This is a genomic window from Actinomadura sp. K4S16, assembly GCF_008327685.1.
Classification (GTDB): domain Bacteria; phylum Actinomycetota; class Actinomycetes; order Streptosporangiales; family Streptosporangiaceae; genus Spirillospora.
The window spans coordinates 473,646-494,775 of the sequence record NZ_BDDE01000014.1 but is presented as its reverse complement, the minus strand read 5'-3'; the positions used below and the strand labels follow the sequence as shown (position 1 = coordinate 494,775).

Genomic DNA, 21,130 nt, shown 5'->3' with positions numbered 1-21,130 from the left:
TCACGGCCGTCCAGAACGTCACAGCTTGCCAGGCCCGTCCCGTCGGCGGTACCGGCACCCCCTGTAAGGGAGCGCGGACGTGGGCAATCACCTGCCCAAACGCGCGCCAAGGTCGGCTGGCGGCGCGGCCGGCGGGTACCAGCACAGGAGTCGGATCGGGGGTGAGGGCAGGTGCACATCCGAGGACCCGTCGCCCCCATGGCCGCGACGGCCGTCGACCGCATCCCGGAGGAAAGGGCCTGCTCGGGCGGGTGCCGCTACGAGCCCAAGTTCGACGGGTTCCGCTGCGTCGCCCGCGTGGACGACGACGGCGGTGTCCAACTCTGGTCACGCCGCCTCAAACGCCTGGACGAGGCCTTCCCCGAGGTGGTCTCGGCCGTCTCCGGCGCGCTGCCACCCGGCACCGTCGTGGACGGGGAGATCGTCCGCTGGGGGCCCGACGGCCGCCTCGACTTCTCCGCCCTGCAACGCCGCCATGTCACGCGCCGCGGCCGCGCCGGCCGCGCCGTCACCGAGCCGTGCCACTACGTGGTGTTCGACGTCCTGGAGACCGGCGGCGTGGACCATCGCCCCGCGCCGCTCTCCTCCCGCCGCACCGAGCTGGAGCGCCTCCTGAGCGACCTGCCCGGCACGTCCCGAGTCGTCCTCTGCCCGCAGCTCCGCGACGTCGGCGAGGCCCGCCTGTGGTTCGAGATCCTCGTCGCGCAGGGCGTCGAGGGCCTGGTCGTGAAGGCCGCGGCCGACCCCTACAAGGAGGGTCGGCGCGGCTGGTGGAAGGTGAAGCACCGCACGACGACCGAGGCGATCATCGGCGGGGTGACCGGCCCCCTCGACCGGCCGCAGACCCTCCTCCTCGGCAGGCACACGACCGCCGGGACGCTCCGAGTGGTCGCCCGCACCACACCCCTGAACCCCAGAGCACGCACCGCCCTCACCGGCACCCTGACTCCGGCCGGCGACGAGCACCCCTGGCCGGAGCCCCTCCCGGCAGGCTGGGCGGGCGGCCTCCCAAGCACCAGGGACCCGATCCACTACACCCGCGTGACCCCGACCGCCGTCGCAGAGATCAGCGTGGACGCCGCCGTAGAACACGGCCGGTGGCGCCACTCCGTCCGCTTCCTCCGCCTTAGACCCGACCTGACCCCCGAAGACGTCCCCCACGACCTCGACCTGGAGTGACCGGCAGCCGGTCCGAGCCCTTATCGGGGATTGAAGCCGCGCGGCGGCGCCTCCGGCTTCAGGTGGCGGTGAAGATGACCGCGCGGCCGGCCTTGGCGGCTCGCTGGTAGAAGGCCCGGACGTCGGCGAAGTTCGTCCAGGTGTACTCGAAGTCCTGGTCGCCGCGCGGGCCGGCATGGTCGTCTGGGGGCAGCGTGTCGTACCGCTGCCGCAGCCGGCCCTTGTCGAGAGGCCGGAGCGCCTCCGCGACGTCCCTCACCTCGGCCGCGGACACATGGACGACGTAGAACTCCTGGTGCAGGTGACGGCCGCCGAGCACGGCATGGGAGAGCGGGTAGCCCTCGTAGTCGAGCGTCCCGTCGCCGAGGCATCGGTGGACGGCCTCCCATGCCTTGTCGGTGTCGACCTTGAGGTGGTCGTCCTCCCAGTTCTCCTCGAGGTCTTCGAGGAGTTCGGCCACCGCGTCCTCGTCGCCCGCGAGCAGGGCGCGCTCCTGCTCGTCGGTGATCGCGAAGTGCACTCCCAGCATGACCGGCGATCGTACGCACCGGGACCGACGGCCGGGAGGACCGGCTCGCGGCCGGACGGACCGGATCACTGACCGTGATTCCCTGGCGACTCTCCCCGTCCTGCGGTAAAACAGACATTGATGTTCTTCTGAGCCTCTCGCCGACGACCGGGATCCTTCGATCCTCGCCAAGGGCCGCGGCGCCAAGGGCATCTCCAGTGCACGAGAGTCGACCTGAAAGGCATCGGCAGATGACACGTCCCACGGACGGCAAGGACCCGGCCGCCAGCGGTTTCTCCCGCCGCAGGCTGCTGAGGACGGGCGCCGGGGTCGCCCTCGGCGCGGGAGCGGTCGGTGCGGGGTGGGCCGGGTTCAGCCGGGACGAGCGGCGGGTGGCGGTGCGGACGGCCGGAGGGCCGGGCGACCCGTCCAGCCCGACCCTCGCGACCAAGGTGCGGAACCTGAGCGGCCCGGCCGAGACCGGTCCGTTCGCCTCGCCGTGGACCGACCTCGGCATCCCCGTGCGGTGCCCGGACGGCACCATGCTGTTCGTCTGCGGCGACACCTTCGGCGGCGACCACGTGCCGAACCCGGGCGAGCCCGCCGTCGACTGGCGCGCCCCGGTGGGCCTGCGCTCCGGCAACGGCGACGTGAACAACCTGCGCATCGACGGGAGCGTCGGCGGAGGCCACGCCAGGGCCCTCGTGGACGAGCCGCACAACCCGGTCGGCGACAAGGCCACCACGGCGATCCCGTCCGACGCGTTCGTCGTGGACGGCGTCATGTACATGCACCTCATGCGCGGCGTCATCTACGACACCCACCACACCGACTTCTGGCGCTCCACCGACAACGGCGAGACCTGGGAGTACCTGTGCCAGTGGCCCGGTGACCTGCACGGCGGCCAGTTCCAGCAGAAGACCTACGCGGTCGCGGACGACGGGTACTGCTACGTCCTGTCGACCGTCTTCAACCGCGAGCGGGACTCGGGGATGCTGCTGCACCGGGTGCGCAAGGAGCGGCTCGGCGACCCGGGCGCGTACGAGCCCTGGGGGTACGCGGACGGCGGCTGGCGCTGGGGCGCGCCCCCGACCACGGTCTTCGGCGTCCGCAGGTGGGGCGAGATCTGCTTCCGCGCCATGGACGGCAAGTACGTCCTCACCTGGCTGAACATGAACCCGCTGTCGATCCGGGCGATGGTCTTCCCGCTCCCGACCTCGGACCTGACCAGGACGCTGGAGCAGACGATGATCCTGCCGTCCGCTCCCGGGGCGGAGGCGGCGAACCTCGTCGCCAACCCCTACGGCGGCTTCGTCGTCCCCGGCTCGACGTTCGGCAACTTCCACATCATCGTCAGCCAGTGGTACGACCCGACGAACTACCGGATCATGCAGTACAAGGTCAACATGCTCTCCTGAGCCGGAACCGGGCGCCGTCCCCGGACGGCGCCCGGCTCGACCGGCGAGCGGCACCCGGCGTGCGGCTGTTCGAAGTAACCGATCGGCCGACGCCGCAGGCCGTGCCGCTCCCCCGGCGCGGAACGGGCCGGTCAGCCGGACTCGGCGCGGCGGGCGAGTTCGGCGAGGTGGCCGGCGATGATCTCGCGCATCCGCGCCGGGGTCGTCACCTCGGGATGGGTCGCGGCATGGACGGCCAGGCCGTCGACGAGGGCGTGCAGCCGGTCGGTCTCGTACTCCACGGCGGGTTCGGGGACGTCCAGGGAGCGCGCGACGGTGCGGCAGCCCTCGCGAAGCAGGGCATAACCCTCGCTCTGCAAGGCCCCCAGGTCCGGATCGACCATCGCCCGCGCGGTGAAGGCCAGCCAGACCCGGTTCTCGACGGCGCGCTCCTCGTCCATCGGCAGCAGCTCGGCCAGCACCAGCGCGGCGCGGCGGCGCGGGTCGGGCTCGGGGGGAAGCGCCGCTATCCGCCGCTGGATCCGTTCGATGATCGCGCGCAGGGTGAACGCCAGCAGCTCGGACTGGGTGGCGAAGTAGTGCCGCAGCGACCCCATCGACAGCCCGGCCTCGCTCGCCACGTTGCGCACCGAGGCCCGGTCCAGCCCGTCCCGCAGGATCACCCGCCACACCGCGGCCACCACGTCCCGGCGCCGCTGCTCGCCGTCCACCATTCGAGGCATCGCCCATTAGTAGCACAGTCGTGCTACCATCCGGGAAAGTAGCACAGTTGTGCTAGATCGAACGGAGTCCTCCGATGCGCCTCGAATCCCCCTCGCGAACCGGTCCCTCAGCGGACGGCGGCACGGCCCGATCGCTGTTCCGCAACCGCGCCGTGCGGCTGGCCGTGCTGGGGTGGGTGTCGGCGAACGCGCTGATCCTGGCCCTGGCCGGCCGGAGGCTCCCGCTTCACCTGCACGACGCCGCGGAACGCTCCACGTCCGCCTACCTGCTGGACTTCAACGTCCGCCTCGCCGAGGTCTTCCTCATCATCGCCCTGGTCTTCTTCCTCACCCGCCGCCGGCCCGGACCCGACCTGGCGGCCCGCGCCCCCGAGCGCGCCACGGCGCTCCGCGAGACCCTGCTGCTCCTCGCCTACGGAGCCGGCGGCCTCGCCCTCGGCTTCGCGGTGGGGCGGGCGTTCGGCTGGCACCCGTTCGGCCTGCACCTGGCGGGCTCGGTGAACGAGACGGACGACCACGTCGCGCGGTCGGAAGCGATCGCCTGGGCCGGCTACAACCTGGTGGTGTTCGCGCTCGCGCCGCTGGCGTACTTCTGGCGCCGCTACCCGGCCAGGGCGCTCAACCTCGTCTCCGCCGACCGGCGCGGCGACCTCCGCCTGATCGTCGTCGTGCTGGTGGTCGAGGGTGCCGTGCAGATCGCCGCGCTGCATCCGGAGATCTTCGACCTCACCGGCAGGCAGCTGCTGCTGGGCGTACCGCTCACCTTCCTCCTCTACATGGCGGGCACGGTCCTGCCGACGATGGTGTTCATCTACGCGATCCTGATACCGCGCTTCGTGAAGCTGACCGGCTCCATCGCGACGACGGTGATCCTCGGCGGCCTGACCTACGCGGCGCTGCACGTGTGGGACTCGTGGGCGGAGTACGGCTCTCCCCGGGAGGCGGCGATCTCGATCGCCTTCCTGCTGCTCACCTACTTCGGCCCCGGCATGGTGAAGGCCTGGCTCACCGTCCGCACGGGCAACGCATGGGTGCACGTCTGGGCGTACCACGCCCTGGCCCCCCACACCCTGGTCGACACCCCGCACACCGCGCACATCTTCGGCATCCACCGCTGACGTCGCGGATGGCCGCGAACGGCCGCCGCGAGCCGCGGCGGCCGGGAGTCACCGCTCCGTGCGGGCGAGGTACAGGGCCTGCTCGCGCTCGTTCCGGGTGAGCTCGGCCGCCCGCCGGAACTCCTCGCGGGCCTCGTCCAGGCGTCCCAGCTTCTCCAGCAGGTCGCCGCGTACGGCGGGCAGCTGCGGATAGTTCCTGAGCGAGCGCTCTTCCAGCAGGGCGTCCACGATCTCCAGACCCCGTGCCGGGCCGTACGCCATGCCCACCGCGACCGCGCGGTTCAGCTCCACCACGGGGGAGGGCGCGAGGTGGGCGAGCACCCGGTACAGGGCGGCCATCCGCTCCCAGTCGGTGTCCTCGGCCGCCGCCGCGCGGGCGTGGCAGGCGGCGATCGCGGCCTGGAGCCCGTACGGGCCCAGCGTGCCGAGCGCTTCGGCGCGGGCGAGGGCCGCCAGCCCCCGGCGGACGAGCAGGCGGTCCCACAGGCTCCGGTCCTGGTCGAGGAGCAGGACGGGCTCCCCTTCCGGGCCCGTCCTGGCACGGAGCCTGGACGCCTGGATCTCCATCAGGGCGACCAGGCCGTGCACCTCGGCCTCGTCCGGCATGAGGCCGGCCAGGACGCGGCCCAGGCGCAGCGCCTCCTCGCACAGCGCCGGGCGCGTCCAGCCGTCCCCGGCGGTCGCCGAGTAGCCCTCGTTGAAGATCAGATAGATGACCTCCAGGACGGACGCGAGCCGGGCGGGCAGCTCGTCCGGCGCGGGCAGCTCGATCCGCACCTGCTTGTCGGCGAGGGTGCGCTTGGCCCGGAAGATGCGCTGCCCCACGGTCGGCTCCGGGACGAGGAAGGCCCGTGCGATCTCCTGCGTCGTCAGGCCGCCCAGCAGGCGCAGGGTCAGCGCCACCCGCCCCTCGGGCCGCAGCACGGGATGGCAGGCGGTGAACAGCAGGCGCAGCAGGTCGTCGCCGATGTGGTCGTCGAGGGCGTCGACGAGTTCGGCCTCGGCCGACTCCTGGCGGAGCTCCACGTCCCGGCCGACCTCCGCGAGCTTGTCGGCGTAGCGGGCGTTGCGGCGGATCAGGTCGATCGCCCGGTGCTTGGCGGTGAGCATGAGCCACCCGCCCGGGTTGTCGGGCACGCCGTCCCGCGGCCACTGCTCCAGTGCGATGACCAGGGCGTCCTGAGCCAGCTCCTCGGCCAGGCCGACGTCGTTGACGAGCCTGGCCAGGCTCGCGACCACCCGGGCGGACTCGATCCGCCAGACCGCCTCGACCGTCCGGTGTGAGTCGCCGCCCGTCATGGACCGATCAAAGCACGCGGGCCGACGCCCCGGGCCGGATTCCGGCCGGGGGCGTCGGTTAGGTGAGCCGGTCAGGCGGGGGCGGCGAAGTCCTCGGGGCCCATCACGCGCAGCAGGTCGGCCTCGCCCTCCCAGCCCTTCCAGTGGTCGCGGTGGACCTTCAGGAAGCGGGAGGCCCACTCCACGGCCTCCTCCTTCGAGCGGACCTCGAACATGGCGTAGCTGATCAGCTCCTTGGCCTCGGTGAACGGCCCGTCCACCATGCTGAGATCACCGCCGGTCAGGGTGATCCGCGTGCCCTCCGAGCTGGGGGCCAGCCCGGCGGTGTCGAGCAGGGCGCCGGACCGGGTCGCCTCCTCCCCGAGCTTGGCGATGGCCTCCATCAGGTCGGCCGGCGGCGGGGTGTCGGGCTGGTCGATGACCCGCAGGGTGATCATGTATCGCATGGTGCTCTCCTTCGATGGTGATTCAGGACGAACGAATGGTCGGGGGAGGGTTCTTTCTCAGGCGCGGCCGGGCGCGGTGCGGCGGTACAGGTGGACCGACAGGGCCGAGATCCAGCCCCAGCTGATCAGGACGCCGCCGATGAAGGTCACTGTGGCCCATGCGGCGCCTCCGCCAGTGGCGATCGCGGCGAACGACACCAGGAACAGCGCACCGCTGAGCCGGGAGTAGGCGGCCCACCCCCTGCGGCCTTCGGCGGCGAACCGGCTGCCGATGACCAAGCAGGCGGCGACCAGGCAGAGGAAGCCGACGCCGCTGCAGGCGAAGTGGAGCATTCCATGCCAGCTGACCGTCCCCGGCCCCTCCGGCGTCCCCGCGGGGAAGCCCATCGCCGGATCCGCGCGGAAGACGCCCGAGGCGAGCAGCCCGGCGCTGTAACCGCCGATCAGGCGAGGAGCCCAGACGGCGCCCCGCCCCCGGCCCAGGGCACGGCGCAGGCCGACCGCGCAGGCGAGGGTCGTCGCCGCGGCCACCGCGAAGTCGGTGACCTGGATCCAGCCGAGGTCGCCGTTGGCCAGCAGGCTCCAGGCGTGCCGGCTGAGGTCGAAGCCGTCGCGGGTCAGCGCCTGGGCGAGCACCACCGCGACGAACAGCGGCCCGGCGATGACGCCGTACCCCAGGAGCGACCTGGTGACGCTGGTCTCCCGGTCGCAGGCGGCCCGGTGCGTGGCCTTCGACGTGCTCCTCGTCCGCTGCTCGATCACGGTGCTCTCCTCACATGCCCCGGGCCCGGCTCCTGCTGCCTCTCGGCCCTCTGAGCACTCTTCGAACGAGACGACACCGATTCGACAGCCCACCCGGATTTTTCTCAGAGATTTCTTCGACGACTGACGACCGAGCGAGTTCTCCCTGGTCAGCCCACGTGAACCGCAAAAGATCCCGCCCCGGAACCGACTGCCTCCACGCCCCCCGGCATGCGCGGAAGGGGAAGACGACCGCCGCCAGCACGACGCTCAGCCGCAACGAGGCACCCTGCGCCCTGCCGCCCCCGCGGTCGGCGCTTGGCGGGTGCCGGTGCGGCCCACCTGTCTGAAGAAGAAGGCGCCGATCACGCCTGCGCTCGCCCGGGACCCGGCCGTGCCGCCGGGTGGGCGGCGCCGCAGCCCTTCCTTGCCGCCCACTGCGGTGAACCCGGCGGAAATGGCTAAGGGCAGCGGGCGTTTTTGGTGACTCCGGTGGGTTGCCTTTTTTGTCCGGCGATTTTTTGTCGGGTGTTTGCCGGGGCGGCTGATCACGTGGGCGGGGCCGGGGAACCGTCAAGTCGGCGAACGGACCTCGACCGCAGTTTTTCCAGAAACCGGCAGTACGCGCTCATCGGCGGCCCGCTCGTCTGAGGTCCCCTTCGGGGGAGCGGGAACCACCGACGCAACAGGAGAGCGAATGCGGGTATTCAGAGGCGGCGCCATCTCGGCCGCGATCCTCGGCCTCACCGTCACGCTGACGGGAACCGCGGAGGCCGCCCATTCCGAGAGCGTGCCCTCACCCCGGGCGGACGCGTGCACCGCCCCGCTGGCGGTCGGCGCAAGGGAGATCATCAGGCAGGCCGACGACTGCGCCCGGCAGTCGGAGCAGCCGCAGGCGGTGCCGACGACCGCGGAAGGCTTCGCGAAGGCCGCGGAGGAGGCCGGCCACGGCAAGGGGAAGATCTGCGGGCCGCCCTATGTGAAGCGGGACCCGCGCCTGGGGCCCGTGCGGCTCCCGCGCCACGGATACTTCGGGTTTCTGCTGCGCGGTTACGACCGCTACGGCCCCCTGTCGCCCTCGCAGTTCCTGTACCAGTACTGGGACGAGACCAAGGTCCCGCCCGGCTGGCGCTACCCGCCGGACGACGGCTTCGCCCACCAGCTCCGGGACGTCAACAGCCGCCCGGCGCGGTTCAGGGTGAGGCTGCGCGCCGGCCAGTTCATCGACCGGTTCGGCGCGGAGACCGGCCGGTTCCTGTCGCCGGCCGGGGCGTCCTTCGCGTCGCGCGCGCTGCCGCCGGACAGCCTCAACACGCGCGCCGACGACCCGAAGCACCTGTGCAACTACCACGTGTACCGCGTCGCGCGGTCCTTCTCGGTGGACGGGGGCCCGGCCGAACCCGCGTTCCAGCAGCCGGGACGGGGGCTCCAGTACGTCCTCATGGGGGACTACGTCCGAGGCGCGCCGAGCATGCTCTCGGTGAAGTGGCTCGTGCACAAGAAGTACCTGCGGCGGGTCTACTGACCGTTGGACCGCCACGATCTCGAAGCGGCGCTGACCGGCGCCGGTTTTCGGGAGTACGAGATCGAGGGCGTCCATGAGCCGGCCTGGCGGCCCAGCGAGTACCTCTACCTGCGATGGCGGGAGGGCCGCTGGGCCGTCGGGCTCTGCGAGCGCGGCGAGTACGTGCAGATGCGCGGCTTCACCGATGAGGACGAGGCATGCCGTTTCTTCTACGACCTCGTCACTTCCTCGAAACCGCCTCCACCGCCGGGTGAACTGCCGAGCGTCGAGGAACTCGAGGAATCGCAGCGCATCGCATGGGAGGAATACCGCCGCGCCCGCGACGCTCAAGGAAACGGCGAGCGTCCACCGGACGACAATTGACGGCCGTCGCCATTCCGAGGAGCACCGCCCGGAAAGCGGTTCAGAATCCGATGGCCTCGCGGAGCAGAAGGACGGTGCCGCGCCCGGGACGGTGTTCCGCGTTGAGAATGAGAAGGCGGTTGATGGCGCTGGGCCACCCGTAGGCCTCCTGGGTGCGGGCGCTTTCCAACGGGAGGCAGTGCTCTTCGACGCGCCGCAGCGCGGTGTCCAGGTCGGGTACCACCTTCTGCGCCCCGACGACCCAGATCGCCCGGTCGGCGCCGCCGGCGTAGCCGGGCAGCTGGCTGCCGCTGCCCGACGCGATCACGAGGGAGCCGGTCTCGGTGACCGCGTTTACGCTGCCCACGATGACGTCGGGGTCGGCGAGCAGCCGCCGGATGTCGTCCGCCTGGGTGGCGCGGTCCATGGCCAGGGCGCGCGGCTTGATGGCGTCGTACCGTCCGCTGCCGTTGATGTCCTCGTCGATGCCGGACAGGCGAAGGGTCTCGCTGGCCCCGGTGAAGACGCCGGCGCCCTCGGGTATCAGTGCTTTTATGCGGGTACGCGCGGCGGCGGCGTCTTCGAGGACTTCGACGGTGAAACCGTGGGCGGCCAGCGCGGCGGCCGCCCGCTCCAGGCGCTGCTCCGGGGCGGGGTCGGTGAAGGGCGCCGCCGGGATCGGGGTAGTCATGGTGTCTCTGAGCTTCCTGTCCGCTGAACAATGTGTTCGTCTCAGCAGTCCGACAACATGGCTCCTCCGAATGTGAGGCGGCGCATCGGCCTCACATTCCGGTGCGCTGTCCGGTCGAACCGGTGAAGGCAGAGCCGACCGAGGGAGCCGTCAGCACCATGACCACCCGAAACGGGCCAGGCCAGGACGAGCCCGATCCCGGCCTCGACGCCCTGATGCGGGAGCGGCGTCATCTGACCAATCTCGCGTACCGGCTCCTGGGCTCCTTGGCCGAGGCCGAGGACGCCGTGCAGGAGACGTACACCCGCTGGTACGCCATGTCGCGGGAGCAGCAGGACGCCATCGAGTGCCCCGGCGCCTGGCTGACGACGGTCGCCGGCCGCATCTGCCTCAACATGCTCGGCTCGGCGCGGGCCCGGCGGGAGACCTACGTCGGCGAATGGATCCCCGAGCCGCTGCCGGACCGTACGGAGTGGATCAGCGGACGGCCGGGCGGCGCGACCCCCGACCCCGCCGACCGGGTCACCCTGGACGAGTCGGTCAGCATGGCGTTCCTGGTCGTCCTCGATTCGATGACCCCGGCCGAGCGCGTCGCGTTCGTGCTGCACGACGTCTTCTGCCACCCCTTCGCCGAGGTGGCCGAGATCGTCGGCCGTTCGCCGGCGGCCTGCCGCCAGCTGGCCTCTTCGGCCCGCCGCCGCGTCCGGGAGTCGCGGGGCCCCGCGAGCCCGACGGCCCGGCAGGCCGGCATCGTCAAGGACTTCAAGCGCGCGTGGGAGGCCAAGGACATCGGCGCCCTGATCGGCCTGCTCGACCCCGACGCCACGGCGACCGCCGACGGCGGCGGCCTCGCCCTCACCTTCCTGCACCCCATCGAAGGCGGCGAGCGGATCGCACACGCCTGGGCCGAGATCGCCCGCCGCAGGCCCGACGACATGGCGTTCCTGGAACGCACGGTCAACGGCAGGCCCGGACTGGTGGCCCAGCAGGACGGCGCCACCGTGACGGTCTTCGCGTTCGACGTCGTGGACGACCGGATCAAGCACATCTGGGTGATACGCAACCCCGAAAAACTCCGCCACTGGCCGACGACCTGACGGACGTCACCAGGTGATCTCGGCCGCCACCGGGAGGTGGTCGCTGCCGGTAGCCGGCAGGATCCATGCGGCCCGCGGCTGCACGCCTCTGACCAGGATCTGGTCGATCCGCACCATCGGGAACGCCGCCGGCCAGGTGAAGCCGAAGCCGTCCCCGGCCTCCTCCTGGGCCGAGCGCATCCGGGAGGTGATGCCGTCGAACGCGCGGTCGCCCATGGTGCCGTTCAGGTCGCCGAGCAGCACGACCCGTTCACTCCGCTCGGTGGCGATGGCTTGGCCCAGCGCCTTCGCGTTCCTGTCGCGGTGGGCCGTCCAGAAGCCCGCCCTGGGATTCACGCGTGCGGACCCCAGGTGGGCCACATAGACCGCCAGCGGACCGTGGTCGGTGGCCACCGTGGTGCGCAGCGCCCGGTTGCCGGGCATCTTGGCCTCGGCCGACTTGGCGGCCCCCAGCGGTCCAGCGTCCGTCTGGATGTCGACCGGCCGGGTGTCCGACAGCGGCAGCTTGCTCCACAGCCCGACCGTGCCCTGCACCGTGTGGTGCGGGTACGCCCTCGCCAGCTCCTTCTCGTAGGTGGCCGTGGCCTCCTGGGGCAGTTCCTCCAGCGCCAGCACGTTCGCCCCGGAGGCGGCCAGGTCGCGAGCGGTGCGGACGGGGTCGGGGTTGCCGGCGCCGACGTTGTGGCTGGCCACGACGAAGCCGCCGCCCGGACGGGACTTGTCGCCGAGCAGGCCGCCGAAGAGGTTCAGCCACACCAGGACCGGCACCAGCAGCGCGACCGTCGCGGAGGCGGAGCGGCGCCACAGCGCCCCGGCCAGCAGCACCGGGACGAACAGGCCGAACCACGGCAGGAAGGTCTCCGCCAGGCTGCCGAGGTTCCCGATCCGGTTCGGGATCTCCGCGTGCAGCAGCATGAACAGGCCCAGCAGCAGCGCCAGTGCCGCGAGGACCGGCCCGCGCTTCCAGGGCTCCGGCCGGGAGGCGGCGCGGACCGCCCGCCGGACGGCCGCGCGCCAGGTGCCGGAGCCGGTGTCACGGCCGTCGGCGTCGTCCTGTCCGGTCTCCGCCGAGTCCACCCGTGCCATCGTCTGTCCTCGTTCACTGCCGCTCACTGGTGCATCCTCGGGTCTTGGGCGGGGTCGGCGTACATGTGCGGGCAACCCCGATCGGCCGCGTCGGTGCGCAGCTCGTAGTGCCACGGTTCGTTCCGGTAGACCTGGCACAGCCCGAACCCGGCGCCGTGCCGGGACAGCCACGCCGCCGCATCGGAGTGGCCGATGTCGACCGCGTCGCCCGACACGTGAAGCGACGTCGCCGGGGTGGCCACCCATCGGGCGGCTTCGGCCTCGGACCCGTACTTGGAGACCGCGTCGCGAAGAAGCCGGTTCTGGTAGGCCGGGGAGCGCCAGCCGCTGTTGACGTAGAACTCGATCCCGTCGTCCGCGGCGTCCGCCGCGGCCCGGCGGAGGGCCTTCAGCAGGCCTGGATCGAGGTTGGCCACGGCCGGAAACGCGTCGTCGAAGACCGTCACGCCGTCGGGGACGACCCCGTCGGCCTTGCCGACCGCTCCGCGCTGCTCCCAGCGAGGAGCCTTCGGGGGCGGTGCGGTCGAGGGTGCCAAGGGCGATACGACCGATGAGGACGTCAACGGCGGTGCGGGGGAAGACGAGTCGTTCTGCGACCGGTAGCCGAAGGTCGAAGCGATCGCCGCTGCGACCACTATCAGCCCGGCGACGAGGAACCAGCGGACCTGGCGGGTCGTACTTCGCGCTGATGGTGGTGTTCCAGACATACCAGCCAGTCAAGGCAGCGTGGCGTTGCAGGCGCGTATGCGGTTTTCGATACGCCGACGATATGCACCGGCTTCTAGCATCGAAGGCATGCGCGTGCTGATCGTCGAGGACGAGCCCTTCCTGGCGGAGGCCATCCGCGACGGCCTGCGCCTCGAAGCGATCGCGGCCGACATCGCGGGCGACGGCGACACCGCTCTGGAGATGCTGGGCGTCCACGCCTACGACATCGCCGTCCTCGACCGCGACGTCCCCGGACCCTCCGGTGACGAGATCGCCAGGCGCATCGTCGCCTCCGGCAGCGGCATGCCGATCCTCATGCTGACCGCGGCCGACCGTCTCGACGACAAGGCCTCCGGGTTCGGACTCGGCGCCGACGACTACCTCACGAAGCCCTTCGAGCTGCAGGAACTCGCGCTCAGGCTCAGGGCACTCGACCGCCGCCGCGCCCACAGCAGGCCCCCCGTGCGGGAGATCGCGGGCCTGCGGGTGGACCCGTTCCGCAGGGAGGTCTACCGGGACGGCCGCTACGTCGCGCTGACCAGGAAGCAGTTCGCCGTCCTCGAAGTCCTCATCGGCGCCGAAGGCGGTGTCGTCAGTGCCGAGGAACTCCTGGAACGCGCGTGGGACGAGAACGCCGACCCGTTCACCAACGCGGTGCGCATCACCGTCTCGGCCCTGCGCAAACGCCTCGGCGAACCCTGGATCATCGCCACCGTCCCAGGCGTCGGCTACCGCATCGACACAGGAGCCGACGCCGGAGACGAGCGCGGATAGAGGCGCTGCGCACCGGGGGGTGCGGTGCCCGGTTCAGTTCACCAGGCCTCGGCGGTAGGCGTAGACCACCGCCTGGACGCGGTCGCGCAGGTCGAGTTTGGTGAGGATGCGGGAGACGTACGTCTTGACGGTCTCCTGGCTGAGCACCAGGGTCGCGGCGATCTCACTGTTGGACAGGCCGTCGGCGATGAGGCGCAGCACCTCCATCTCACGCGGCGACAGCACGTCGACGGCCGGTGTCTCCTCGGCGGGACGGATCCGCGCCGCGTACCTGCCGACGAGCTGCCGCGTCACCTCGGGGGCCAGCAGCGCGGCGCCGGCCGCGACGGTCCGGATGCCGTGCAGGAGCTGCGCCGGCGGGGCGTCCTTGAGCAGGAAGCCGCTCGCTCCCGCGCGCAGCGCCTCGTACACGTACTCGTCCAGGTTGAACGTGGTCACCACGAGCACCTTGACGGGGTCGGCGACCCCGGCGCCGGCCAGCAGGCGGGTCGCCGCGATGCCGTCGAGGACCGGCATCCGGACGTCCATCACCACCATGTCCGGGACGAGCCGGCGGGCGAGGTCGACGGCGGCGCGGCCGTCACCGCACTCGCCCACCACCTCCAGGTCGGGCTGCGCGTCGATGATCGTCGAAAATCCGGTGCGGATCAGCGCCTGGTCGTCGGCGACCAGGACCCGGACCGGCGTGCTCACGAAGGACTCCCCGACGGGATGCGGGCCCGCACGACGAAGCCGCCGTCCGGCCGCGGGTCCGCGCTGAAGTCGCCGCCGAGGGCGCCTACCCGGTCGCGGAGCCCGGCGAGGCCCCGGCCGCTCCCGCCGGGGGACGCGGCCGGCGACCCGGAGGCGTCGGTGCCGACCTCCACGCTGATCTCTTTGTCGCGGTAGTGCACCCGCACCACGGTACGGCTGCCGTGGGCGTACTTGAGGGCGTTCGTCAGAGACTCCTGCACGACCCGGTAGGCCACGAACTCGGCGCTTCCGGCGGACTCCGCCGGCTCGCCCGCGGTGCTGAACTCGATCGGCTGCCCGGCCTGGCGCGTCTGCTCCACGAGCGCGGGGAGCTCGCCGACGGACGGCATCCGGGGATCGGTTCCATGATCGGGGTTGAGCAGTTCGAGCAGGTGCCGCAGGTCGGTGATGGCCCGGCGCCCGGTGTCGCCGACGGCGCCCAGGGTCGCGTCGAGGCGGTCGGGGGCGGCGGTCAGGTACCGCGCCGCCTCCACCTGGACGACCATCGCCGTGACGTGGTGGGTGACGACGTCGTGGAGCTCGCGGGCGATGCGGGTGCGCTCGGCCGCGCGGGTGGCCTCGGCGACGCGGCGGCGGCGTTCCGCCTCGACGGCCCGGGTGGAGCGCAGCCACGCCCCGACGCCCCACGCGAAGGCGGCCGCCAGGTAGAACGTGGCGAAGCCGTCCAGGCGCTCGGGGGAGCCGATCCGGTCGAGCGCGAACGCCAGCGCCACGTAGCCGGCGGAGATGCCGGCCGCGACGGCGTACCGGCGGCGCTCCAGGTGGGCGCCCGCGCTCACCAGCGCGAACGCCAGGGCGCTGCCCGTGAACGAGTGGTAGGCGCGGAGCTGTTCGGCGGCGAAGCCGAGCGACACGAGGACGACGCAGACGGCCGGCCAGCGTCGGCGCACGGCGAGCGGGAGGCAGGTGAGGAGGATGACCGGGAGGGCCAGCGTGTCGAACGGGCGGGCGGGCAGATCGCCGACCTGCGTCCCGTGGGCCTGGAGCGCCGGGACGAACGCCCCGGCCACCAGCAGCAGCGGAAACGGCAGGTCCCGCACCGTGACGTCCAGCCGTCGCCACCGCTCCCGGCCCCGCCGGACGTCGATCACTGGGCGAGCGTAGCGGTGGCGGCGGCCCGGGTGGTCCGGCGCAGGGGGACGATGGTGCCGCGACGGCGTGCCAGCCACACGAACACGATCGTCAGGACCGCACCGGCGCCGACCGAGTACAGGCTCGCCTCCGGGCCGAACTCGCCGCCGCTGAGCAGGGTCGGGCCCGAGGTCACGCCGTCGAGCAGGCCGTCCGGGGCGTCCTTGCCGGAGACCTCGGTTCCGAAGATCCCGCCGCCGGCGAAGTTCCAGGCGAAGTGCAGGCCGATCGGCACCCAGAGGTTGCGGGTGGCGACGTAGGCGGCGGCGAGCATGCCGCCGGCCTCGATGGCGATGGCGAGCGAGCTCCACAGGGTGGCGTTCGGGTTGGGCAGGTGCATCAGGCCGAACACCAGGCCGGTCAGCGTCAGCGCCACCCAGGTGCCGGTGCGCTCCTCGATGACCCGGAACAGGACGCCGCGGAACATCACCTCCTCCGTCACCGCGGCGGCGGCCATGAAGCCGAGCAGCGCGACCGCGCCGCCGGCGGAGCCGAACCCGTCGATCCGGTAGTGGCCGAGGAAGGCGATGTTCACGATGACGGCGCCGAACATCGCGAAGCCGATGAGCATCCCTCGGGTGAGGGCGCCGGCGGCGCCCTTCAGCGCCAGCTCCGTCGGCTCGCGGTGCTCGGTCCGGCGCACCACCCAGCGGTACGTGTACAGGCTGACCAGCGCCGCCGCCGCGCCGAGGACGAGCGTGAGGCCGGGGTTCCAGTCGGCGCCGTTGACGCCCGCGCCGCCGGCGGCGGCGACCACCACCACGACCACGAGCTGCTTCAGCAGTCGCATGCTGACTCCTTCGGGGGGTTCCGCGGCCGGAGTGCCGCGGCTTCGCCCGAAACGCTATGGATCCCCCCCTCCCGGATCTTCACCGCACGGTGGACATCCGCCTGTAGCTCGCACGGGGGACAAGCCTCCGCGCGCCGGATGTCAGCTGCGGCGGAACAGGCGCGTCCAGGCGTTTCCGGCGGGGGCCTCCTTCTCGTCGCAGTTGCAGCGCTGGGACCGGGGGACTCCGGCGAGCACCTGCTCGACGTGCTGGCCGCACCCCCGGTAGGTGGCGCGCTGGCACTTCCGGCAAACGGCGCGCTGGCACATGGGCTTCTCCTTCTGTTCGGGTCCCGGGCCGGTGGCCCTTACTCCATGGTGATGCTTCTCTGTCCGAATGATACCCCAGGGGGTATGTGGAATCGCAGGCCGGACGATGCGGCCGCGGGCCGGGGCGGCCGGTACGGTCAGCTGATGATGATCTTTGGCCCGGCCGCCGACGTCCGTCCGCTGTTCCCGCGCGAACGGCAGGCCATGCTCGACCTGCTGAGGGCCCTGAGCCCGGCCGAGTGGGCCATGCCCACGGTGTGTCCCGGCTGGGACGTGCACGACGTGGTCGCTCATGTGCTCAACGACTACATGCGGCGCCTGTCGGGCAGCCGCGACGGGCACGGCGGCGCGATCTTCGCCGACGACGAGACGCTCCCCGCCTACCTGGCCCGGACCAACGACGAGTTCGTCCGGGCGTCCCGCCAGCTCAGCCCGCAACTGGTGATCGAACTGCTGGAGCACCTGGGACCCCGGCTCGACGCCGTATGGGCCGCCCAGGACCTCCACGCCGCCGCCGACCTGAACGTCTCCTGGGCCGCCACCGACATCGACAGCCCCGCATGGCTCGACATCGGCCGCGACTACACCGAGTTCTGGGTCCACCAGCAGCAGGTGCGCGACGCCGTCTCCGTCCCGGGCGCGGATGAACCCGATCTGATGGCTCCGGTGTTGGACGTCTTCGCGCGCGGCCTGCCGCACGCCTTGCGGATGCACGAACGCCCCGAAGGCACCACGGCTCACCTGGACGTACTCGGCCCGGCCGGAGGACGATGGGGCGTGGTCCGGCAGGACGCGCGATGGCGGATGACCCAGCCCCAAGGGGAGCCGACGGCACGCGTCTCGATGGACCAGGACACCTTCTGGCGTCTGGCGACCAGAGGCATCACCGAGGAGCAGGCCCGCCGGCGATCGACGGCGACCGGCGACGCGGACCTCACCACCGCGATCACAGCCCTGCTCGCGGTGGTCGCCTGAATCCCTCTGCCGCGCGCCCGACTGCCGATGGCGGGCGCGGTCCGGACCTCGTCGGCTATGGCGCGAGGCGGAGGACCGCCGTGGCCTTGCCCGCCGACTCGAGCACCGTGCCGACCAGCGTTCCCCGGGCTTCGCCGAACCGGGATGTCGGCGCGACGATCCCGACGGCGCCGGCTATGGAGCCGTCGTGCTTGAAGAACGGGGCGCCGAGCGCCGTGATGCCGGGGCTGGAGTCGATGTCGACGGCCCAACCCCGCTCCTGGACCTCCTTGAGCTCCTGGAGCAGGGCCGTGCGGGAACGCCGCTGGGCGGTCGGGGACATGCCGGTCAGGTTGCGCTCGATGATCTCGTCCCGCAGGTCGGCGTCGGCATGGGCGAGGACGGCCTTGCCCGACGCGCGGTGCGGCTCGTTGCCCGTCAGGCCGACGTAGAGGCCGCTGACCCGCAGCGGCTGCGACCCCTCGACCAGCACCTTCAAGATCACGTTCCGGTCGTCGAGCGTCGACAGGAACGAGGTCTCGGCGGTGGCGGCGGCGAGTTCGGCGACGATGCCCGCGAGCTTGTCACTGGTGTTGAAGTTGAGCTGGTAAGACCGGAACAGCGCGCCCACGCCCGCTCCGAGGCGGAGCGTGGCGTCGGCCCGCCGCTCCAGGTAGCCGCGTGCGAGCAGGGTCCTCATCAGGTGGTAGCAGGTCGTGATGTTCAAGCCGAGGCCGGCGGAGACCTGCTGCACCGTCGGCGCGGTGTCGGCGGCGGCCACGTACTCGAGGAAGCTCAGGGCCCGCTCGACCGTCTGCAGGGTCTGGCCCGGCTTGTCCGAAGCGCTGTTCACTATTTGAAACTATCAGCTCGCCCGGTGGGTGCGGGCCCGGTGCAGCGGGGCGTTGAGACGGTCGGCGAACGCGTCGAACGACCGGACGGGCGGGTAGGCGTCGGGGTCGACGATCACGTCCAGGACCGTGACGCGGTCGGACTCCATCGCCTTCCGCAGCGCGGGAGCGATGCCGTCCGGACCGTCGACCGTGATCCCCACGGCCCCCGCGGCGGTCGCGACGGCGGCGTGGTCGACGGGCTCGAACTCCACGCCGGTGGTCGTCTCGCCGAACACGGCGTTCTCGGCATGCCGCTGGGCTCCCAGCACCGAGTTGTTGAGCACCACCACGGCCACCGGAAGGCGCTCCCGCAGCGCGGTCTCCAGCTCGGACCAGACGTGTGCGAATCCGCCGTCGCCGACGACGGCGATGACACGCTGAGCGGGCGCCGCGATCTTCGCTCCCAGGGCCAGGGGCAGCCCCCAGCCGAGCCCGGCCAGCCCGCGCGGCATGAGGAAGCGCTGCCCGGGCCGCTTGGCCGGGAGGTAACTGGCGACCCAGAACGAGGAGTAGCTGGCGTCGGTGACCACGATGTCGTCGGGGTCCAGGAGCCGGTCGATCTCGGCGAAGAGGCGCTCCGGTGCGATGGGGGTCGCGTCGGATTCCAGCAGCGGAGTGACGACCTCGAAGTGCTGCCGGCGCCCGGCGGCGATGGTGGCCTTGAGCTCTTCCGAACGCGAGGCGCGCAGGGTGAGATCGGTTTCCGCCAGGGCGGCCGTGAGGTCCTGGAGCGCGGCCCGGGCATCACCGAGCAGGCGTACGGACTCGTAGTTGCGCCCCACTTCGAGCGGGTCGACATCGATGTGGACGTAGGTGGCGTCGGGGGAGGTCAGCGTCCAGCCCTCGGTGCCGTTCTCGTTCGTCCGGGTGCCGACCAGCAGGACGACGTCGGCCCCGCCGATCAGGTCGAGGTGGAAGTGCGCGGGCCCGCGCTCGCCGGTGACGTTGGCGGCGACCCCGAGCGACAGCGGACCCGACTCGTCCACGGCGCCCTTGCCCATGTTCGTCGTGACCACGGGCAGGTGGGCGGTCTCCTGGAGCGCGCGCAGTTCGGCCACCGCGCCCGAGCCGTGCACGCCGCCGCCCGCGACGACCAGGGGAGACCGCGCCTCGGCGATCAGCTGGGCCGCCCTCGCCACCGCGGCGGCGTCCGGCCGGGGACGGTCGAGCGGGAACGCCCCGAGATCGGCGGTGCGCGGGAACCGTCCGGGCACGGCGGGCTTCCCGAGGACGTCCTTGGGGACGAGCAGGACGACCGGCCCGGGCCGTCCGCTGTTGGCCATGGTGAACGCCTGGTCGACGGCGTCCTCCACGCGTGCGGGGTCGTCGATGCGCCGCGTCCACTTCGAGACGCTCGCGAACAGCGCGAAGTGGTCCATCTCCTGGAACGCGTTGCGGTCGCGACTGCCTGACGGCACCTCCTGCACCAGCACGAGCATCGGCACTGAGGCCTTGAGGGCTTCCCCCATCGGGGCGACGAGCAAGGTCGCGGCGGGGCCGTTCTGGGCCGCCACCACCCCGACGCGGCCGGAGATCCTGGCGAACCCGTCGGCCATCGCGCCGCCGGCGTTCTCCGTCCGGTACAGGATCTGGCGGATCCCGATGCGTTCGGCCGCGAGCATCAGCTCGGTCGGATTGCTCTGGCCCAGGATCGTCTCGACCCCGTGACGGGCCAGTGCACCTGCGATGACGTCAGCGACTGTGGTCATGCCCGTACGGTTGCAAACTCTGAATCAGACGTCAAATACTGAATCTTTCATTATTTGCAATCCTCTTCAGATATTGACGCACCTGTGAGGTGGCTCATACTCTCGGGACCGTGAGCGCGCCTCGGCTCTCTGAGCAGGAAAGATCTGGAGGTCCACATGACCATCGACACTGGTGAACCGCAGTTGAGCCCCGTGCTCTGCCTGCACTCGCTCTTCCTCGACCCGCGCGCCTTCGACGGCCTCGTCGCCGCCGGGGCCGGGCGCTTCCGGTTCGTCGCGCCCGAGTTCCCCGGCCAGGCGGGCCGCGTGGACGAGGCCGACGCGACCGTGACCATGGATCAGTGCACCGACGACATGCTCGCCCTCGTCGACCGGCTCGGCCTGGACTCGCTGTCGATCGTCGGGCAGTCGATGGGCGGCGACGTCGCGGTCCGCATGGCGGCCCGCCGCCCCGAACTGGTCGACAGGCTGGTGCTGATGGGCTCGTCAGCAGGAGCCGAGACCGACGAGAACCGCGAGCTCTTCGGCGCGTTCGTCGACAGGTTCGAGCAGGAGGGGTTCACCCCCGAACTCGTCGAGTTCGTCAAGGGCATCCTGTTCGCGCAGACCGTCCTCAACGACCCGGCGCGCTCTGACATCCACCAGACGTGGACCGAACGCCTCGGCGAGCTCTCTCCCAGGCTCGCCCACGCCGCGCGGGGCGTCGTCGAACGCGAGAGCGCGCTCGACCTGCTGCCTCGGATCACCGCGCGGACGCTCATCATCTCCGGCACCCAGGACCAGGCGCGCCCGCCGGCCTGGTCCGACGAGATGTTCGACGCGATCCCGGACGCCGAACTCTGGCGCATCAAGACCGCCGGCCACAGCCCTTGCATCGAGGACCTGGACGCCGTCATCCCCCGCATCCTCGACTTCCTCGCCTAGTGCGGAACGGAGA

At 71.7% G+C, this 21,130-nt stretch carries 23 protein-coding genes; 9 read left to right on the top strand and 14 right to left on the bottom strand.

All coding sequences use genetic code 11. The features are described from left to right. Positions 1-171: 171 nt before the first annotated feature. Positions 172-1,179, top strand: a complete 1,008-nt coding sequence (locus tag K4S16_RS20705; protein ID WP_235036946.1) for an ATP-dependent DNA ligase — start codon at positions 172-174, stop codon at positions 1,177-1,179. Between the two features lie 58 nt (positions 1,180-1,237). Here the strand turns inward: K4S16_RS20705 and K4S16_RS20700 are convergent, their stop codons facing one another. After that, positions 1,238-1,708: a YfbM family protein gene (locus K4S16_RS20700; RefSeq protein WP_160160971.1), complete on the bottom strand. Its 471-nt coding sequence runs from the start codon at positions 1,706-1,708 to the stop codon at positions 1,238-1,240. Positions 1,709-1,938: 230 nt separating this feature from the next. Between K4S16_RS20700 and K4S16_RS20695 the strand changes: the two genes are divergently transcribed. After that, complete coding sequence (locus tag K4S16_RS20695) at positions 1,939-3,105, top strand: DUF4185 domain-containing protein (RefSeq protein WP_149260615.1); 1,167 nt, start codon at positions 1,939-1,941, stop codon at positions 3,103-3,105. 131 nt (positions 3,106-3,236) lie between these two features. Here K4S16_RS20695 and K4S16_RS20690 read toward each other — a convergent pair whose 3' ends face one another. Continuing rightward, complete coding sequence (locus tag K4S16_RS20690; RefSeq protein WP_149260614.1) at positions 3,237-3,827, bottom strand: TetR/AcrR family transcriptional regulator; 591 nt, start codon at positions 3,825-3,827, stop codon at positions 3,237-3,239. A 74-nt stretch (positions 3,828-3,901) separates the two neighbouring features. On the opposite strand from K4S16_RS20690, the gene K4S16_RS20685 reads away from it, so the two are divergent. After that, complete coding sequence (locus K4S16_RS20685; protein ID WP_149260613.1) at positions 3,902-4,945, top strand: hypothetical protein; 1,044 nt, start codon at positions 3,902-3,904, stop codon at positions 4,943-4,945. A gap of 48 nt (positions 4,946-4,993) precedes the next feature. Here K4S16_RS20685 and K4S16_RS20680 read toward each other — a convergent pair whose 3' ends face one another. The 3 genes from K4S16_RS20680 to K4S16_RS20670 all read right to left on the bottom strand — a co-directional run bounded on the left by K4S16_RS20680 (position 4,994) and on the right by K4S16_RS20670 (position 7,452). Next, positions 4,994-6,244 carry an RNA polymerase sigma factor gene (locus K4S16_RS20680; protein ID WP_200841990.1) on the bottom strand — a complete coding sequence of 417 codons (1,251 nt, stop codon included), beginning with the start codon at positions 6,242-6,244 and terminating at the stop codon, positions 4,994-4,996. Positions 6,245-6,315: 71 nt separating this feature from the next. Then, positions 6,316-6,690, bottom strand: coding sequence for a YciI family protein (locus K4S16_RS20675; protein ID WP_149260612.1), 375 nt, complete (start codon positions 6,688-6,690; stop codon positions 6,316-6,318). Positions 6,691-6,747: 57 nt separating this feature from the next. Next, positions 6,748-7,452 carry a DUF998 domain-containing protein gene (locus K4S16_RS20670; protein ID WP_235036945.1) on the bottom strand — a complete coding sequence of 235 codons (705 nt, stop codon included), beginning with the start codon at positions 7,450-7,452 and terminating at the stop codon, positions 6,748-6,750. A 676-nt stretch (positions 7,453-8,128) separates the two neighbouring features. Here K4S16_RS20670 and K4S16_RS20665 point away from each other — a divergent pair. Together K4S16_RS20665 and K4S16_RS20660 are read left to right on the top strand one after the other, a co-directional pair. Then, positions 8,129-8,956: a TNT domain-containing protein gene (locus K4S16_RS20665; RefSeq protein ID WP_149260611.1), complete on the top strand. Its 828-nt coding sequence runs from the start codon at positions 8,129-8,131 to the stop codon at positions 8,954-8,956. 3 nt (positions 8,957-8,959) lie between these two features. Continuing rightward, positions 8,960-9,319 carry a hypothetical protein gene (locus tag K4S16_RS20660; RefSeq protein WP_149260610.1) on the top strand — a complete coding sequence of 120 codons (360 nt, stop codon included), beginning with the start codon at positions 8,960-8,962 and terminating at the stop codon, positions 9,317-9,319. A 40-nt stretch (positions 9,320-9,359) separates the two neighbouring features. Here K4S16_RS20660 and K4S16_RS20655 read toward each other — a convergent pair whose 3' ends face one another. Next, a complete protein-coding gene (locus K4S16_RS20655; protein WP_149260609.1) occupies positions 9,360-9,989 on the bottom strand; it encodes an LUD domain-containing protein in 630 nt (209 codons plus the stop codon). Positions 9,990-10,147: 158 nt separating this feature from the next. On the opposite strand from K4S16_RS20655, the gene sigJ reads away from it, so the two are divergent. Continuing rightward, a complete protein-coding gene (gene sigJ, locus K4S16_RS20650; RefSeq protein ID WP_149260608.1) occupies positions 10,148-11,086 on the top strand; it encodes an RNA polymerase sigma factor SigJ in 939 nt (312 codons plus the stop codon). A 6-nt stretch (positions 11,087-11,092) separates the two neighbouring features. Here the strand turns inward: sigJ and K4S16_RS20645 are convergent, their stop codons facing one another. Together K4S16_RS20645 and K4S16_RS20640 are read right to left on the bottom strand one after the other, a co-directional pair. Next, positions 11,093-12,172 carry an endonuclease/exonuclease/phosphatase family protein gene (locus K4S16_RS20645; protein WP_149260607.1) on the bottom strand — a complete coding sequence of 360 codons (1,080 nt, stop codon included), beginning with the start codon at positions 12,170-12,172 and terminating at the stop codon, positions 11,093-11,095. Positions 12,173-12,195: 23 nt separating this feature from the next. After that, on the bottom strand, positions 12,196-12,708 hold the full coding sequence (locus K4S16_RS20640) for a M15 family metallopeptidase (RefSeq protein WP_235036944.1): 513 nt from the start codon (positions 12,706-12,708) through the stop codon (positions 12,196-12,198). A gap of 259 nt (positions 12,709-12,967) precedes the next feature. Between K4S16_RS20640 and vanR-Sc the strand changes: the two genes are divergently transcribed. Then, entirely contained in the window at positions 12,968-13,654 is a 687-nt protein-coding gene (gene vanR-Sc / locus K4S16_RS20635) for a VanSc-type vancomycin resistance response regulator transcription factor VanR (RefSeq protein WP_149260605.1), read from the top strand. A gap of 33 nt (positions 13,655-13,687) precedes the next feature. Here vanR-Sc and K4S16_RS20630 read toward each other — a convergent pair whose 3' ends face one another. The 4 genes from K4S16_RS20630 to K4S16_RS45115 all read right to left on the bottom strand — a co-directional run bounded on the left by K4S16_RS20630 (position 13,688) and on the right by K4S16_RS45115 (position 16,637). Continuing rightward, on the bottom strand, positions 13,688-14,347 hold the full coding sequence (locus K4S16_RS20630) for a response regulator transcription factor (protein WP_149260604.1): 660 nt from the start codon (positions 14,345-14,347) through the stop codon (positions 13,688-13,690). Then, the gene (locus K4S16_RS20625; protein ID WP_149260603.1) at positions 14,344-15,498 is read right to left on the bottom strand and encodes a sensor histidine kinase; all 1,155 of its coding nucleotides are present in this window, start codon (positions 15,496-15,498) and stop codon (positions 14,344-14,346) included. The genes K4S16_RS20630 and K4S16_RS20625 overlap by 4 nt, the downstream gene beginning before the upstream one ends. Next, entirely contained in the window at positions 15,495-16,328 is an 834-nt protein-coding gene (locus K4S16_RS20620; RefSeq protein WP_149260602.1) for a CPBP family intramembrane glutamic endopeptidase, read from the bottom strand. The genes K4S16_RS20625 and K4S16_RS20620 overlap by 4 nt, the downstream gene beginning before the upstream one ends. 141 nt (positions 16,329-16,469) lie before the next feature. Further along, the gene (locus K4S16_RS45115) at positions 16,470-16,637 is read right to left on the bottom strand and encodes a hypothetical protein (RefSeq protein ID WP_200841989.1); all 168 of its coding nucleotides are present in this window, start codon (positions 16,635-16,637) and stop codon (positions 16,470-16,472) included. Between the two features lie 144 nt (positions 16,638-16,781). Between K4S16_RS45115 and K4S16_RS20615 the strand changes: the two genes are divergently transcribed. Beyond that, entirely contained in the window at positions 16,782-17,612 is an 831-nt protein-coding gene (locus tag K4S16_RS20615) for a maleylpyruvate isomerase family mycothiol-dependent enzyme (RefSeq protein ID WP_149260601.1), read from the top strand. 55 nt (positions 17,613-17,667) lie between these two features. Here the strand turns inward: K4S16_RS20615 and K4S16_RS20610 are convergent, their stop codons facing one another. Together K4S16_RS20610 and K4S16_RS20605 are read right to left on the bottom strand one after the other, a co-directional pair. Next, a complete protein-coding gene (locus tag K4S16_RS20610) occupies positions 17,668-18,444 on the bottom strand; it encodes an IclR family transcriptional regulator (protein WP_149260600.1) in 777 nt (258 codons plus the stop codon). A gap of 12 nt (positions 18,445-18,456) precedes the next feature. Beyond that, positions 18,457-20,193, bottom strand: a complete 1,737-nt coding sequence (locus K4S16_RS20605) for an acetolactate synthase catalytic subunit (protein WP_149260599.1) — start codon at positions 20,191-20,193, stop codon at positions 18,457-18,459. 156 nt (positions 20,194-20,349) lie between these two features. Between K4S16_RS20605 and K4S16_RS20600 the strand changes: the two genes are divergently transcribed. Continuing rightward, positions 20,350-21,117, top strand: coding sequence for an alpha/beta fold hydrolase (locus K4S16_RS20600; RefSeq protein WP_149260598.1), 768 nt, complete (start codon positions 20,350-20,352; stop codon positions 21,115-21,117). The last annotated feature ends 13 nt before the right edge of the window (positions 21,118-21,130 follow it).